This is a genomic window from Pseudomonas sp. I8001 (genome assembly GCF_013385345.1).
Classification (GTDB): domain Bacteria; phylum Pseudomonadota; class Gammaproteobacteria; order Pseudomonadales; family Pseudomonadaceae; genus Aquipseudomonas.
Genome location: NZ_JACAQC010000046.1, coordinates 1 through 13,709 on the forward strand (window position 1 = coordinate 1; position 13,709 = coordinate 13,709).

At 63.1% G+C, this 13,709-nt stretch carries 12 protein-coding genes and 2 pseudogenes; 4 read left to right on the forward strand and 10 right to left on the reverse strand.

What is annotated here, in order from left to right:
* Positions 1–155: 155 nt before the first annotated feature.
* Together HX839_RS26200 and HX839_RS26205 are read right to left on the reverse strand one after the other, a co-directional pair.
* Positions 156–1,646 (reverse strand): aldehyde dehydrogenase family protein, encoded by a 1,491-nt coding sequence (locus HX839_RS26200; protein WP_008431084.1) that lies wholly within the window; start codon positions 1,644–1,646, stop codon positions 156–158.
* 13 nt (positions 1,647–1,659) lie between these two features.
* Positions 1,660–2,049, reverse strand: a complete 390-nt coding sequence (locus HX839_RS26205; protein ID WP_177036955.1) for a cytochrome c family protein — start codon at positions 2,047–2,049, stop codon at positions 1,660–1,662.
* A gap of 226 nt (positions 2,050–2,275) precedes the next feature.
* Between HX839_RS26205 and HX839_RS26210 the strand changes: the two genes are divergently transcribed.
* From HX839_RS26210 to HX839_RS31940, 3 genes and pseudogenes are all read left to right on the forward strand, one after another.
* The gene (locus HX839_RS26210; RefSeq protein WP_177067933.1) at positions 2,276–3,598 is read left to right on the forward strand and encodes a hypothetical protein; all 1,323 of its coding nucleotides are present in this window, start codon (positions 2,276–2,278) and stop codon (positions 3,596–3,598) included.
* Between the two features lie 272 nt (positions 3,599–3,870).
* Positions 3,871–4,938: pseudogene (locus tag HX839_RS31935) on the forward strand (HAMP domain-containing protein); the annotation flags it as partial.
* 258 nt (positions 4,939–5,196) lie between these two features.
* Positions 5,197–5,793 (forward strand): annotated as a pseudogene (locus HX839_RS31940) (methyl-accepting chemotaxis protein); the annotation flags it as partial.
* A 130-nt stretch (positions 5,794–5,923) separates the two neighbouring features.
* Here the strand turns inward: HX839_RS31940 and hpaC are convergent.
* Entirely contained in the window at positions 5,924–6,436 is a 513-nt protein-coding gene (gene hpaC, locus HX839_RS26220) for a 4-hydroxyphenylacetate 3-monooxygenase, reductase component (RefSeq protein ID WP_003212611.1), read from the reverse strand.
* A 219-nt stretch (positions 6,437–6,655) separates the two neighbouring features.
* Here hpaC and HX839_RS26225 point away from each other — a divergent pair, with 219 nt between their 5' ends.
* Positions 6,656–7,261 (forward strand): response regulator transcription factor, encoded by a 606-nt coding sequence (locus HX839_RS26225; protein ID WP_177045465.1) that lies wholly within the window; start codon positions 6,656–6,658, stop codon positions 7,259–7,261.
* 147 nt (positions 7,262–7,408) lie between these two features.
* Here the strand turns inward: HX839_RS26225 and feaR are convergent, their stop codons facing one another.
* From feaR to HX839_RS26260, 7 genes are all read right to left on the reverse strand, one after another.
* The gene (feaR, locus tag HX839_RS26230; RefSeq protein WP_023658728.1) at positions 7,409–8,329 is read right to left on the reverse strand and encodes a transcriptional regulator FeaR; all 921 of its coding nucleotides are present in this window, start codon (positions 8,327–8,329) and stop codon (positions 7,409–7,411) included.
* Positions 8,330–8,389: 60 nt separating this feature from the next.
* Positions 8,390–9,340: a PDR/VanB family oxidoreductase gene (locus tag HX839_RS26235; protein ID WP_177067934.1), complete on the reverse strand. Its 951-nt coding sequence runs from the start codon at positions 9,338–9,340 to the stop codon at positions 8,390–8,392.
* A gap of 96 nt (positions 9,341–9,436) precedes the next feature.
* Positions 9,437–10,177: an SDR family NAD(P)-dependent oxidoreductase gene (locus HX839_RS26240; protein ID WP_003208858.1), complete on the reverse strand. Its 741-nt coding sequence runs from the start codon at positions 10,175–10,177 to the stop codon at positions 9,437–9,439.
* 139 nt (positions 10,178–10,316) lie between these two features.
* The gene (locus HX839_RS26245) at positions 10,317–10,808 is read right to left on the reverse strand and encodes an aromatic-ring-hydroxylating dioxygenase subunit beta (protein WP_177009342.1); all 492 of its coding nucleotides are present in this window, start codon (positions 10,806–10,808) and stop codon (positions 10,317–10,319) included.
* Positions 10,805–12,088, reverse strand: a complete 1,284-nt coding sequence (locus HX839_RS26250; RefSeq protein ID WP_087694279.1) for a Rieske 2Fe-2S domain-containing protein — start codon at positions 12,086–12,088, stop codon at positions 10,805–10,807. The genes HX839_RS26245 and HX839_RS26250 overlap by 4 nt, the downstream gene beginning before the upstream one ends.
* Before the next feature lie 24 nt (positions 12,089–12,112).
* Entirely contained in the window at positions 12,113–13,240 is a 1,128-nt protein-coding gene (locus tag HX839_RS26255) for an amidase (RefSeq protein ID WP_177067935.1), read from the reverse strand.
* The gene (locus tag HX839_RS26260) at positions 13,237–13,707 is read right to left on the reverse strand and encodes a nuclear transport factor 2 family protein (protein ID WP_134326262.1); all 471 of its coding nucleotides are present in this window, start codon (positions 13,705–13,707) and stop codon (positions 13,237–13,239) included. Before HX839_RS26260 ends, HX839_RS26255 begins: the two co-directional genes overlap by 4 nt.
* Between the last annotated feature and the right edge of the window lie 2 nt (positions 13,708–13,709).

A 13,709-nucleotide genomic window follows, 5' to 3' on the forward strand; every position in this document is an offset into this window, starting at 1 on the left:
CGCGGAGCAATGCCGGAGTGAGGGAACGCCGAGCCAAAGCGAGGCGCCGACAGGCGGGGCAGAGCGCTTTGGTTACTTTGCCGCTTTTGCAAAGTGACTCGCTGTAAGAGCGAAACCATAAGTCGCCGTGACCTAAATAACGGATATGCCCCCAATCAATGCGCAATACACACCGACTTCAGCTCGGTATAAGCCTCAATTACCGCCCGCCCAAACTCCCGCCCCATCCCCGATTGCTTCACCCCGCCAAACGGCATCGCCGGGTCCAGCAACACATGCGCATTCACCCAAACCGTCCCCGCCTCGATCCGCGGCACCAGGTTCATCGCCTTACCCAGATCATTGGTCCAAAGACTGGCCGCCAACCCATACCGATTGTCATTGGCCAACTCAATCACCGCATCCTCATCATCAAACGCCATCACCCCCAACACCGGCCCAAACACCTCCTCCCGGGCCACCGCCATCCCATGATCGATATCCGCCAAAATCGTCGGCCGCACATAAAAACCCTCACCCGCAACCTCATCCCCACCGATCACCACCCGCGCCCCTTCAGCCCGGGCCTGCTCGATATGGCGCAGTACCCCTTGCTGCTGCTTGCGCGACACCAACGGATTAATCGCCGCCTCACCATCCATCCCCGCCCCCAACGGCATCGCCGACACCGCCGCCGCCAACCCCTCGACAAACCGGTCATACACCGAACGATGCACATAAAAGCGCGAAGCCGCCGCACACACCTGCCCGTTGTTTAGCAACCCACCCAGGATCGCCCCCTGGATCGCCTTATCAATATCCGCATCCGCCAACACGATCATCGGATTCTTGCCCCCCAACTCCAGGGCAAACCGCGTCATGTTCTCCATGCACGCCACCCCCACGCTCTTGCCCACCGCAGTCGAACCGGTAAACGACACCTTGCTCACCAACGGATGAGCAGTCAGAACGCCCCCCACCGACGCACCGCCGCCGGTCACCACGTTGAACACCCCCGCCGGAATCCCCGCCTCCAGCGCCAGCTCCGCCAGGCGCATCGCGGTAAGCGGCGTTTCCATCGCCGGCTTGATGATCACCGTGCACCCGGTCGCCAGCGCCGGCATCAATTTCCAGGCCGCAATCAGCAGCGGGAAATTCCACGGCACGATGCCCACCACCACGCCCACTGGCTCGCGCTTGGTGAACGCAGTGAACCTGGCCCCCGGCGGCAAAGGGATGGACACGTCGAAGGTCTGCCCTTCGATCTTGGTCGCCCAGCCCGACATGTAGCGCATGAACTCCACCGTGGCGTTCAGATCCAGCCCCCGCGCCAGGTTGATCGACTTGCCCTGGCTCAGGGTTTCCAGCTGCGCCAGCTCCTCGGCATGGGCCTCAACCAATGCGGTGAAGTTCAGCAAAATCCGCTCACGGTCGGCCGGGCGCAATCCCGACCACACGCGGGACTTGAACGCCGCATGGGACGACTGCACCGCCTGCTCCACCACGTGCAGCGGCGCGTCGAGGGTTTCGCACAGGGTTTGCCCGGTGGCCGGGTTGATCACCTTGATGTGTTCGCCCTCGGCAAATACCCATTGGCCATCGATAAAGCAGCCATGACGACGGTCCAGGAATGCAGCCACCTGCGGCAGGATTTCAACGTTGCTCATGATTCACCTGTATTCAATGCTGTTCTTTGAGAAAGCAGGCGACCGCTTGGCGATCGTCGGCCGAAGCCAGGCCCATGTAGGGCATGTAGGTGCCGGGCACAAACGCCTGGGGTTGGGTGATGAATTGCGCGATGGTCTCGGCTTGCCACTCGACGTTTTTGTCACGCATCGCCTGGGAGTAGCTGAAGCCCGCCAGGGAGCCGGATTTACGCCCGTAAACGCCCGCCAGGTTTGGCCCCATCATTGTCGCGCCGCCCTTCGCCACCGCATGGCACACGCTGCATTCGTTGGCGAAAACCTGGGCGCCACGGTTCTGGTCAGGGCCGCATTCAGCGGCGAATGCGCTGTGGGCCAGGACCAGCGACAGCAGGCCGGCCAGGGAAAATCTGTGTGCAGTGAACATAGAAAAACGACCTTGGAAATCATCGAAGTTGCCGACGATTGTCAGGGCTCAAGGTCGCTCGGGTTTTGCCCTGCGTGCCAGTCGTATTGGCCGGGCTGCCAAACCGTGGATTCTGGCAAGCACAGTCAAGTCTTTGGCAACCAGACAAAAGGCACGTCACTTCGCCAGCATTAGTATCGCGGCAGACCCCAACCCTGTGGTCATGAACAAGAATGGATGCCACACCATGCTCAAGTCCCCCTTGCTTCGTCTCTCGACCCTCGCGCTGATGATCGGCGCCAACCCGGCCGGCGCTTATGAGCTGTACGCCGATGACAGCAGTCATCTGAACGCCACGCTGGAAGCGGTATTCGGTGCCTTCCACAGCCAGCAGAACTACAGTCAATCCGGCCGCCTGGCCAAGGGCTCCTCGTCCTGGCGCGAGGGCTACGTGAAGTACGGCCTGAGCTTCGACAAAAGCTTCAGCGGCGCCGGCACCACCTACGGTGCGGCCAACCTGCTGAGTTCCGGCACCTGGGCCGACGGCGATGCCGCAGGTTTCAGCGACGGTTCGGAGCGCACCACCCAATTCGAAGACGCCTACCTCGGCTGGCGCTCGGGCAAGTTGTTTGAGGCCCTGGGCGAGAATGGCGTGGACCTGTCCTTCGGCCGCCAGAACATCGTGGTCGGCGACGGTTTCCTGATTGACGGCGACGCGCTGAACTTCGGCAAGGGCGTGGCCGATGGCGACCTCAATCGCGGCGGCGGCTACTACATCGCCGCCCGCAAGGCCTTCGACGAAACCGCCGTGTTGCGCCTGGGCGGCAAGGACGGCTGGCGCAGCGACCTGATGTGGCTCAAGTCCGATAACCGTGCCCAGGCCAAGACCGAGATGTACGTCGCCACCCTCGAACACGTGGCCGCCGAAGGCACCGTGGGGCTGACGTACATCGATACCACCGACGTCGACAAGCAGTACGCCTCCCCCACGCAACTGGAACGCGATGGCATGAAGACCTACAGCCTGCGGGCCACGGGCAATGCCGGGGTGACCAACCTGTTCCTGTCCGGCGAATACGCCTGGCAGGACAAGCCCCACACCGGCAACGAAGACGCCTGGTACCTGGAAGCTGGCTGGACCTTCTCCGACGTGACCTGGACGCCGTATGTGAGCTACCGCTACAGCCGCTTCTCGGAAGGCTTCGACCCGCTGTTCTACGGTTTCAGCCGTGGCTACGGCACCTGGTTCCAGGGTGAAGTGGCGGGCAACTACGCCGGGCCGTTCAACAACAACTCACGCATCCAGAACGTCACGTTCAAGGTTTCGCCCCTGCAGAACCTCAACGTCGGCGCGGTGTTGTTCGACTTCAAGACCATCGACCGCAACCTCGGCAACAACGACGGCCACGAGCTGGACCTGTACGCCGAATGGCACGTCAACGACCACCTGACGGTGATGCCGCTGATCGGCCTGTACCAGCCGGACAAGAGCGCCGAGCAAGGCGGCACGCAGCTGGGCAACCACGATAAAAACCTCTACAGCCAAGTGGTGTTCGCCACTAACTTCTAAGCCCGGCCGGGGCGGTGGCGCCGCCATCGCCCCGCCTGGCCAAGGCCTTCGCAATGCACACGAAATTCCTCACGATCCAGAGCAAGATCGCCCTGCTCGCCGGCCTCTGCCTGTTATTGGTGGTCGGCCTGCTGATGAGCCTGTCGCTTTACCAGACCCACCAGAGCAGCCAGCACGTGGCCCAGGCCAGCAGCGACATGCTCGCTGCCGCCGCCAAGGAACACATGCAGGCCCTGGGGCAAGTTCAGGCCATGCAGGTGCAACGCACCTTCATGCAAACCCATGAATACGGCCAGGGCTTGTCGCGTTATGTGCTGTACCTGCGGCAACTGCAACAACAGGGCAAACTGACCCGCCCAGAGTTGCGCCAGGAGCTGAATACCCAGCTGCGCCAGGCCCTGGTCGACAAGCCCGACCTGCTCGGGATTTACGTCATTTTCGAAGCCAATGCCCTGGACGGTGACGATGCCCACTTCGTCGACCAGGCCGCCGTCGGCAGCAACGAGGCCGGGCGCTTCGCCCAATACTGGGTGCAGGCCACCCCGGGTGAACTGACAGCGGTAGTCGGCGACGAAGCGCTGCTGGCCAATACCTCGCCCGGCCCCAGCGGCGCGCCGTACAACGCCTTCTACACCTGCGCCCGCGACACCGCCAGGGCCTGTGTGCTGGAGCCGTATTTCGACGAGGCTTCCGGCAGCCGCAAGCTGGTGACCAGCATTGCGTTCCCGCTGATGGAGCACGGCAAGGTGATCGCGGTGATTGGCCTGGACATCAACCTGGCGGCCTTGCAACAGGCCAGCCAAACCAGCGCCGGGCAACTGTTCGACGGCCACGGGCAAGTCAGCATCGTCAGCCCCAAAGGCGTGATTTCCGCCTACAGCGAGGACGCCAGCCGCCTCGGGCAGCCGATCAGCGAAGTCATGCAGGATGGCGCCCAGGTACTGGACGCGTTGCGCCAGGGGCAACCGCAAACCTTTGTCGATCAACAGCAAATCAAGCTACTCGAACCGCTGGCACCGATTGCCGGTGCCGCACCGTGGGGCGTTCTGGTGGGCGTGCCGCAGTCGGTGCTGCTGGCGCCGGTCACTGCGCTGCAACAGCAACTCGATGCCCAAGGGGTGAAAAGCACCGCCCTGGAACTGCTGCTGGGTGGCGGCTCGGCCCTGCTCGGCCTGCTGTTGATCTGGTACGCCGCGCTGCGCATCACCCGGCCGCTGCAAACCCTGACCCGGGTGATGGAGGACATTTCCCGGGGCGAAGGCGACCTGACGCGGCGGCTGGAGGTGCAATCCCGGGACGAAATCGGCCAGTTGGCCAGCGCCTTCAACCGTTTTGTCGAACGCATCCACCAGTCAATTCGCGAAGTGTCTTCAGCGGGGCTCGGGGTTAACCAGGTGGTCAAGCGGGTGTTGCTGGCCTCGAATTCCTCGCTGAACAACTTCGATGAACAGGCGACCCGCACCAACAGTGTCGCGGCGGCGATCAACGAACTGGGCGCCGCCGCCCAGGAAATCGCCCGTAATGCCTCCGATGCTTCGCAGCAAGCCTCCGGCGCCCGGCAACAGGCTGAGGACGGGCGCCAGGTGGTGGAGCGCACGATTGCCGTGATGAATGAACTGTCGGGCAAGATCAGCGCCTCGTGCGTGCACATCGATGCGCTGAATCACAAGACGGTGAACATCGGGCAAATCCTGGAGGTGATCAAGGGCATCTCCCAGCAGACCAATCTGCTGGCACTGAACGCCGCCATTGAAGCGGCCCGGGCCGGTGAGGCCGGGCGCGGGTTTGCGGTGGTGGCCGATGAGGTGCGCAGCCTGGCCTATCGCACCCAGGAGTCGGCGCTGGAGATTCAGCAGATGATCGAAGAGTTGCAGGTGGGCGCACGGGAATCCGTCAGCACCATGACCGAGAGCCAGCAGCACAGCGAGGAAAGCGTGAGCATCGCCAACCTGGCGGGTACGCGGCTGGCCAGTGTGACGCAGAGGATTGGCGAGATTGATAACGTCAACCAGTCGGTGGCGGCGGCGACCGAGGAACAGACGTCGGTGGTGGAAGCGCTGAATGTGGACATTACCGAGATCAATATGCTGAACCAGGCCGGGGTGGAAAACCTGCAGTCGACGCTGCAGGCCTGTACCGAGCTTGAGCGTGAAGCGGAACGCTTGAATCAGCTGGTGGGCAGCTTTCGCATCTGACCAACAACTGCCCCGCAGGCCCCATGTGGGAGCGGGCTTGCTCGCGAAGACAGAGTGTCAGCCACTGAATAGGTTTCTGATACACCGCCTTCGCGAGCAAGCCCGCTCCCACATTTGATCTCCTGAACCTTCAGCAATGGGCGCCAGCATGCTCAATCCGGTGAAACAGCCGGTTGAAGTACACCAGGCTGTCGCCCTGCCCCCGCACCCCAACCCGCGACAACTCCACGAACATCACCGAATGCGACCCTACCTCCTTGCACTCACTGATACGCCCTTCCAGCTGCACCAGCGCATCCCGCAGCACCGGCACCCCCGCCTCGCCTCCGTCCCACAGGTCCCAGGCAAACCGCTCCGCCATGGGCACCTGGGTCATCCCGGCAAAGTGCCGCGCCAGCTCTTCCTGCTCCCCGCACAGCACGTTCACGCACAGCTGCCCATTGGTACGGAACACATCATGGGTCGCACTCCCGCGGTTCACGCACACCAACACCGTGGGGGGCGAATCCGTCACCGAGCACACCGCACTCGCCGTGATCCCGCAACGCCCGCCGGGGCCGTTGGTGGTGATGATGTTCACCGCGGCCGGCAGTTGCGCCATGGCGTTGCGAAAGTCGATTTGCTGCTGGCTCAGGTCGGCCATGTCGGTGCCCCTTTACGGTCCGTGGGTGATGCCACAAGACTAAGACGCCCCGTGCGGCGCGACCATTCAGACGATCCCCATGCCGACTAGGTGGTTTCTTTATCGTCAGGGCCGTTCACACTGGGTATTCTGCTGGCAAGGCTCCACAGATGAGCCAATGTCCGCCGCAGCGTGCCCGCGTGCGAAAACAACAATTAGAAATTCTCGTGGCAGTCCCTGATGGAAATTCGCACACCTATTGTTTACATCGTTGATGACGACAAAGACCTGCGTACCTCGCTGGCCTGGCTGCTGGAGTCGGTCAGCATAAAGGCCCAATGTTTCGCCGGGGCCGAAGAGTTCCTTGAGCACTACGACCCGCGCCAGCCCGCCTGCCTGGTGCTGGACGTGCGCATGCCGCAGACCAGCGGCTTCCAGTTGCAGGAGATCCTCAACCGGCGCGGCAGTACCTTGCCGACCATCTTCGTGTCGGCCCACGGCGACATACCGATGTCGGTCACCGCAATGAAAAACGGCGCGCTGGATTTCGTCGAGAAGCCCTACAACCCGCAACAGATGATCGACCGCATCCAGGCCGCTCTGAAGACCGCTGTACAGGCCCAGGCCGACCAGGAACAGCGCGAGCACCTGCAAGGCAAGCTGGCGCTGCTGACGAGCCGGGAGCGAGAAGTGTTGATGCTGGTGGTGGACGGCAAGGCGAGCAAGGTGATTGCCCGCGAGCTGAACATCAGCGTGAAGACCGTTGACGTGCACCGCACCAAGATCAAGGAAAAGATGGGCGTGACCAGCATCGCCATGCTGGTCCGCGAGGTGTTGTATCCCTAGGGCGCGATGATTGAATGTGGGAGCTGTCGAGCCTTGGCGAGGCTGCGAAGGGATCGCGGCGGTGTACCTGTCAGACCGAGTGGCCTGCATCGCGGGCAAGCCCGGCTCCCACAGGAAAATGCATTCCAGGTTCGGGAGCGGCACGCATCAATGATGGCTATAGCGCTTGCGGTACTCGCCCGGTGACACGCCGAAGCGCGACTTGAACGCCGATGAGAAGTAGCTGGAGTCGGAGAAGCCCCAGGCATAACAGAGTGCCGACAGCTTCTGCTCCGCCGGCGAATGGCGCAGGGTTTCGGCGCAGAAATCCAGGCGTCGGTGCTTGATGTATTGCGCCACCACCAGCCCGCGTTTGGAAAACATCCGGTACAGCCCGCGCACCGACACCCCGACTTCCCGGGCGATCAGCTCGGGGCAGAGTTCTTCGGCACCGATGTGCGCATCGATGTAGGCGATGGTCTTGCGAAACTGCCGTTCCTGGGTGTCCACACCGTTGTCCCGGGCGCTGATCCCCGGCAGCAGCAGGCTGACCAATGCATCCAGCACGGCTTCGCTTTCCTGCATGCCCAGGTCGTTTTGCTGGCGGGTGTCGAGCACCATCTGGCTGGCCATCAGCGCCAACGGCGTGCGCGCCGAGATCCGCGTCGCGCAGTTGACCGCCGTGAAGTGCGAACCGCGCTCCACCACCTGGCGCGGCAGGATCAGCGACAATTGCCGGGAGTTGTCGTGGTAGGTCATGTCACTGGGGCGGCAGGCGTCGATCAGGGCGATGTCACCGCAGCCCAGTTGCGCACGGTTGTCGCCCTGTTCCAGCTGTGCGCTGCCCTGCAACTGGAACACCGCGTAGTAGTGCCCTTCATTGCCGGTACTGACTTCCTTGCTGCTGCGATACAGATGCACCTGGGCCATATCGACCACGCTGAGCTTGATCGCGCCGCTGCGAAACTCGCTCAACTCCCCATAAAACCCCGCGCCCAGGGCCCTGGCATCGAAGCGTCCACAGGCCTGGTTAACCTGCTGTAACCAACGCTCGAACGATTCGTTACGTTGCACCGTTGAACTCATCATGACCGCAAGGCCTCACGTTTTTTATTTTTTTGGTCCCAGCAATCTTACGGGTAGCGCCGATCAAATATCCAATACCAGACGAGCGGAAACCGCCCGGGAAACACACGCGCAAATCTGCCGGTTGGCGGCCTTCTCCTTGGTCGACAGGCAATTGTCACGGTGCTCGGGCACGCCTTCCAGCACCTCGACAATGCAGGTGCCGCAGATGCCTTCGCGGCACTCGGTGTCGATGTCGCAACCGTGGGCCTGCAATACGTCCACCAGGCTGGTATTCGCCGGTACTTGCAGCACCACGCCGGAGCTGGCTAGCTCCACTTCGAAACCACCGCTGGGCCCGGCATTCGCCGCTGGGTCGGCCTGGAAGTGCTCCAGGTGGATCGCTTCCTCGGGACGGCTGCGGGCCGCCACTTCCACCACCTTGTGCATGAACGGCGCGGGGCCGCAGGTGTAGACGTGGGCAGCCGCGCCCGCCGGGTCCAGGCAGGCGCTCAAGGCCGCATCCAGCGCGTCCGGCTCGACGCCATAGTGAAACTGCACATGCTCGCCGAATGTATCGGCCAACAGCTGGGTAAACGCCGCGTACTGCGCCGAACGTGCAAAATAGTGCAGGCACCACGGCTGGCCGCTGTCGACCAGTCGATAGGCCATACTCAACAGCGGCGTCACCCCGATACCGGCGGCAAACAGCGCATGGGCCGGCGCCTCCGGGTCGAGGCGGAACAGGTTGCGCGGCGCGCCCATCTCCAGTTCCATGCCCTCCTGCACCTGCTCATGCAGGGCCAGGGAGCCGCCACGGGATTGCGCCTCTTTCTTCACCGCCACCAGGTACGCGCGGCCATCGTGGGGCGGGCTGCACAGCGAATACTGGCGGGTGACGCCGGTCGGCCCGGTGAGGTCCACATGGGCCCCGGGTTCATAACTGTCGAGGGGCTGGCCGTCACTGCGCACGAGGCGAAAGGAACGGATATCCAGCGCTTCATCGACGATGCGTTCGATCTTCACCTTCATCATTGCAGCACCTGAATCCTGTTGTTTCGGTTGAACGCTAACCTGTGGCGAGGGAGCTTGCTCCCGCTGGACTGCGCAGCAGGCCCACTTCGGGGGTGACTAGCGCATGAACAGCCCGCCGTTGATGTCCCAGCACGCGCCCGTGATCGAGGCGGCGTGGTCGGCGATCAACAGCAGCACGGTGTCGGCGATGGTGTGCGGGTCGCCGAGGGTGCCCGTCGGGATAATCTTGAGGATCTGCTCCAGGCGCTCCGGCGCCACGGTTTCGCGCACCACCGGCAAATCAAGCGGGCCTGGCGAAATGCTGTTGACCGTCACGCCCCGGGGCGCCAGTTCACGGGCGAAGACCTTGGTCAGCGTAGCCACGCCGCCCTTGGCCGCGGCGTAATGCGCGCCAGTGGCAGTGCCGCCGTTTTGCCCGGCGAGGGAGGCGATATTGACGATGCGCCCGAACCCTCGTTCGGCGAAATGCGCACCAAACACCTGGCAGGCCACGAACGTGCCCCTCAGGTTGATCGCCATCGATTCGTCGAATTCCTCGGGTGTGATGTCCATCAGCGCCGCAACTTTCGACACCCCGGCGTTGTTCACCAGGATATCGGTGCCGCCCCAGCGCTCGCTGAGCAGGTCCCGGGCGCGAATAAAATCGGCCTTGTTGCGCACATCCAGCTCGATGGCGACGGCGGTTTCGCCGCGGTTGTCGAGTTCAGAGGCCAGGCGCTGCACGCCGTCCAGGTGCACATCCGCCAGGCCCACGCGGTAGCCTGCGGCGTGCAGGCGCCGGGCGATGCATTCGCCGAGGCCACGGGAGGCGCCGGTTACAAGCGCGATTCGGTTCATCAGGATGTCCTCGTCTCAACTGTGGGAGCGGGCTTGCTCGCGAATGCGGTGTGTCAGTCAATGCATGTGGCGACTGATCCACCGCATTCGCGAGCAAGCCCGCTCCCACATTGGTTTTGTGTCGTTGTTTGAATCGTGCTTACAACAGAAAGCCGAGTGCACTCAGGCTGTCGGTGGAATTGATCAGCCGCACCACCTTGCGCTCCAGGGTCGCGACCCCGGCGCTGAACCGGATGCGGTAATTCAGGTCGGCCACGAACGGCGTGTGTACTCCGCGCTTGTAGGCGTACAGCAGCTGCGCACAGTTAACCTCCACCACCTCGCCCGCCGCTTCCACCAGGGTGAATCGCGAGACACTGCGCACGGTTTTCGCCGCATCCACCGCTGACGGTGAATACCCCGCCGTCAGCCGTTCGATGCGCAGGTCACGCATGCGCGCATCGTCATAGGCATAGTTGAGGTTGGCTTCAAAATCCTCGGTGTCCGGGTCGATCGGTACGACGTAGCGCCCGCTCTCGCTCCACAACGCGGCCCATTGCACGTAGTCCTTGTGGTCCAGCAGTTGGGCTTCACGCCAGATGAATTCGATGGCCTGGGCCAGCGGTGCGGTAAAACCAGTCAGGGTGTTCATTGGCTCATCATCCTTTTCCACATGTCATAGGCCCCGCGCATGCCGCCTTCATCAGTGGCGTGGGATACCTTGTCGCCGTTGTCGGCCAGCACTTCGCGGTTCAGGCCACGGTTGACCAGGATCGGTGCGTCCACGCCGGCATACGAGCCGCGTTGCACCCGGTCCCAGGCTTCGGCGTCGTCGGGGCTGCCAAAGCCGAACGGGCCCTGGAAGTGTTCGTGGATGCGCAGGCGCTCGCGGTTGGCAACCTGTGGGCCGCCCTCCATGCCCAGGGCGACGTGGCGGATTTCGGTCTCGGTGACCGACACCGGGCGCAGCACCCGGAAGAACGACATCGACATGGCGACATTGGGAAACAGGTTGAGGTTGAACCCGGCACCGTGCAGCGAACGCACGATGCGTCGCACCTGGGCCGGCTCCATGGTTTTCGACAGTTCTTCGGTGACGTGGGCGAAACGCTCCTGCAATTGCTCGGTACCGTCGTCGTGGTCCAGGTCGACATGCTCGGGCACCATCACCATCACACTGTGGCCATTGCCCAGGGAATGGGTGACGGCCTGCTCGTCGGTCATGAACGAGAGCATTTCCGAGGTCTCGGCGTCCACCGACGACATGAACGACTTGTGCACAATCGGGAAGTGGTAGCCGTCGGTGGTGTTTTCCAGCTGGATCTTCCAGTTGCCCTTGAAGCTGAACTTGTGTTCGCCCTGGGTCTTGATCGGGTAGCCGGCGCCCTGCTTCATGAACAGGTCCATCCAGTGTTTGGCGCCGCCGAGAAAGTCGGCCAACGGTTCGATATCGTCGTTGTAGCTGGCGAATACCATCCCGGCGTAGCTGTCCACCCGCAGGCTGGTCAGGGGTAACTCGGACTTTTCCAGGATGCCTTCGTAGCCGTCCGGGTAAGGCAGCGCCCGCAGCTTGCCGTCCAAACCATAGGACCAGCTGTGATACGGGCAGGTGAAGCCGCTGGCGTTGCCCTTGTGCTTCTCGCAAACCGTGGCGCCACGGTGGCGGCAGCGGTTTTCCAGCACGTTGATCGCGCCTTTCTTGTCGCGCACCACAATCACCGGGCGCCGGCCAATGGTCGCGGTCTTGAAGTCGCCGCTGTTGCGCACTTCGCTTTCATGGGCGACCCAGACCCAGGTGCGGTAGAAGATCTTTTCCAGTTCGGCCTCGAACAGCGCCGGGTCGTTGTACAGCGAGACGTCGACGCGATCGTGCTTGACCAACTCGTCGAGGCTTTTCGATTTGGCAATCAGCCGGTATTCATGGGTACTCATGGAGCCCTCCTCAAGGCGTTGTTCTTATTGGCGAGCCGTGATGCTCTGTTGCAGTTGTGCGCCGAGGGCACACACCCATTCGTCCTGGCCCTTGCGGCCGACAATCTGCAGCCCCACCTTCAGCCCGCTGTCGGCCAGGGTCACCGGCACCGTCAGCGCCGGGTGGCCGCTGAGGTTGAATGGCCGCACCAATGGCGTCATGCGGGCCACGGCCTGGCTGCCGTTGCGGGCTTCGGCCAGGGTCGGCGGCAGATCCGGCATCGTCGGCAGCAGCAACACGGAGAATTCTTCGAGCGCGGCGTCCACCTGATGACTGAAGCGGGTGCGCACGACTTCGGCTGCGGCCAAATCAGCAGCGCTGGTGCGGCTGGCAGCCAACAAGCGTTGTTCGACATCCGCACCGATCAGCCCCTTGCCGGTGAGGTGACCGAAGGCTGCCCAGTTTTCGACGTTAATCACCGTAAGGCCTGCGCCGAACGCCGTGTCAAAGTCGTCCAGATGCAGACGCTGCTGACGCCAGCCGGCCGCGTCGACGGCAGCCATCAGGCTCGCCTTCAGCCATGGCTCACAGGCCACATCCAGAAAGCCCACCGGCACGCTGCCGGACGGCGCCGCCTGTGCCTGGAAACCCGGGCAAATCACCTGCATCGCGGCAATCAGGTCCTGCATGTTCGCGGCAAACGGACCGACGCAATCGAGGCTGGATACCGCCGGTTGCGCGCCAATGCGGCTGACTCGGCCATAGGTCGGTTTCAACCCGGCAATCCCGCAGCACGCCGCCGGCACCCGCACCGAGCCGCCGGTGTCGGTACCAATGGCGATATCCGCCAGGCCCGCCGCAACCCCCGCGGCCGAACCGCTGGAGGAGCCGCCCGGCACGCGGTCTGGCGCCTGGGGATTGACGGGCGTACCGCTCCAGTCGTTGATGCCGGTGACGCCAAATGCCAGTTCATGCAGGCTGGTCTTGCCGACGATCTGCCAGCCGGCATCCAGGACCGCCTGCACCACGTGCGCATGCCGCGTCGCCGGCGGAGCATCGGCAAAGGCACGACTGCCCGAGCGGGTCGGATACCCGGCGATGTCGATGGAATCCTTGATGGCCACGCGTCGGCCGCTGCCACCGAGTAAAAATTCGCTGACGAAGGTACTCATGGGTTCACCCCCAACATGCTATTGAACAGGCGCTGCGTACGGAAATGCGCGATCAGCCAGGTGCCGTCGACACGGCGAAAATCGATGGTCAGCCGCGTGCCGAACAACTCGCTGCGCTGGTCGGCGTAGGTGGAAATCTGTTGCATGATCCACTGCCCTGCAGCCGCGCTGCCGTCTACCTGGATCGACTCACTGGTGAGGTAATGCAGGTTCAGCGCAAAGTGTTCCGACGGTGGCAGGTAGCTGCCGACAAACGCCGCCACCGCGTCGCGCCCCTGATGCTGGCCGAAGGTCTGCGCGGTACTTGTGCCAATGCCTTCCCACACCGCATCCACGGTGAACAGCTCGGCCAACTCGCGAACGTTGGTCGCCGCCCGGGGCACGTCGCACAGGTCCATGTAGCGCGCCATCAAGCGCCTTACCTGGCTCTCCCCTTCAAGGGTTTCAACACGCTGCAACAGGTCCACGG

Excerpts from the sequence above, each read along its gene's own strand:
- HX839_RS26225 (WP_177045465.1), top strand. The coding sequence starts at position 6,656 with ATGGAAATTCGCACACCTATTGTTTACATCGTTGATGACGACAAAGAC.
- hpaC (WP_003212611.1), bottom strand. The coding sequence starts at position 6,436 with ATGGCCGACCTGAGCCAGCAGCAAATCGACTTTCGCAACGCCATGGCG.
- HX839_RS26205 (WP_177036955.1), bottom strand. The coding sequence starts at position 2,049 with ATGTTCACTGCACACAGATTTTCCCTGGCCGGCCTGCTGTCGCTGGTC.
- HX839_RS26240 (WP_003208858.1), bottom strand. The coding sequence starts at position 10,177 with ATGAACCGAATCGCGCTTGTAACCGGCGCCTCCCGTGGCCTCGGCGAA.
- HX839_RS26245 (WP_177009342.1), bottom strand. The coding sequence starts at position 10,808 with ATGAACACCCTGACTGGTTTTACCGCACCGCTGGCCCAGGCCATCGAA.
- HX839_RS26210 (WP_177067933.1), top strand. The coding sequence starts at position 2,276 with ATGCTCAAGTCCCCCTTGCTTCGTCTCTCGACCCTCGCGCTGATGATC.
- HX839_RS26255 (WP_177067935.1), bottom strand. The coding sequence starts at position 13,240 with ATGAGTACCTTCGTCAGCGAATTTTTACTCGGTGGCAGCGGCCGACGC.
- HX839_RS26200 (WP_008431084.1), bottom strand. The coding sequence starts at position 1,646 with ATGAGCAACGTTGAAATCCTGCCGCAGGTGGCTGCATTCCTGGACCGT.
- HX839_RS26250 (WP_087694279.1), bottom strand. The coding sequence starts at position 12,088 with ATGAGTACCCATGAATACCGGCTGATTGCCAAATCGAAAAGCCTCGAC.
- feaR (WP_023658728.1), bottom strand. The coding sequence starts at position 8,329 with ATGATGAGTTCAACGGTGCAACGTAACGAATCGTTCGAGCGTTGGTTA.
- HX839_RS26235 (WP_177067934.1), bottom strand. The coding sequence starts at position 9,340 with ATGATGAAGGTGAAGATCGAACGCATCGTCGATGAAGCGCTGGATATC.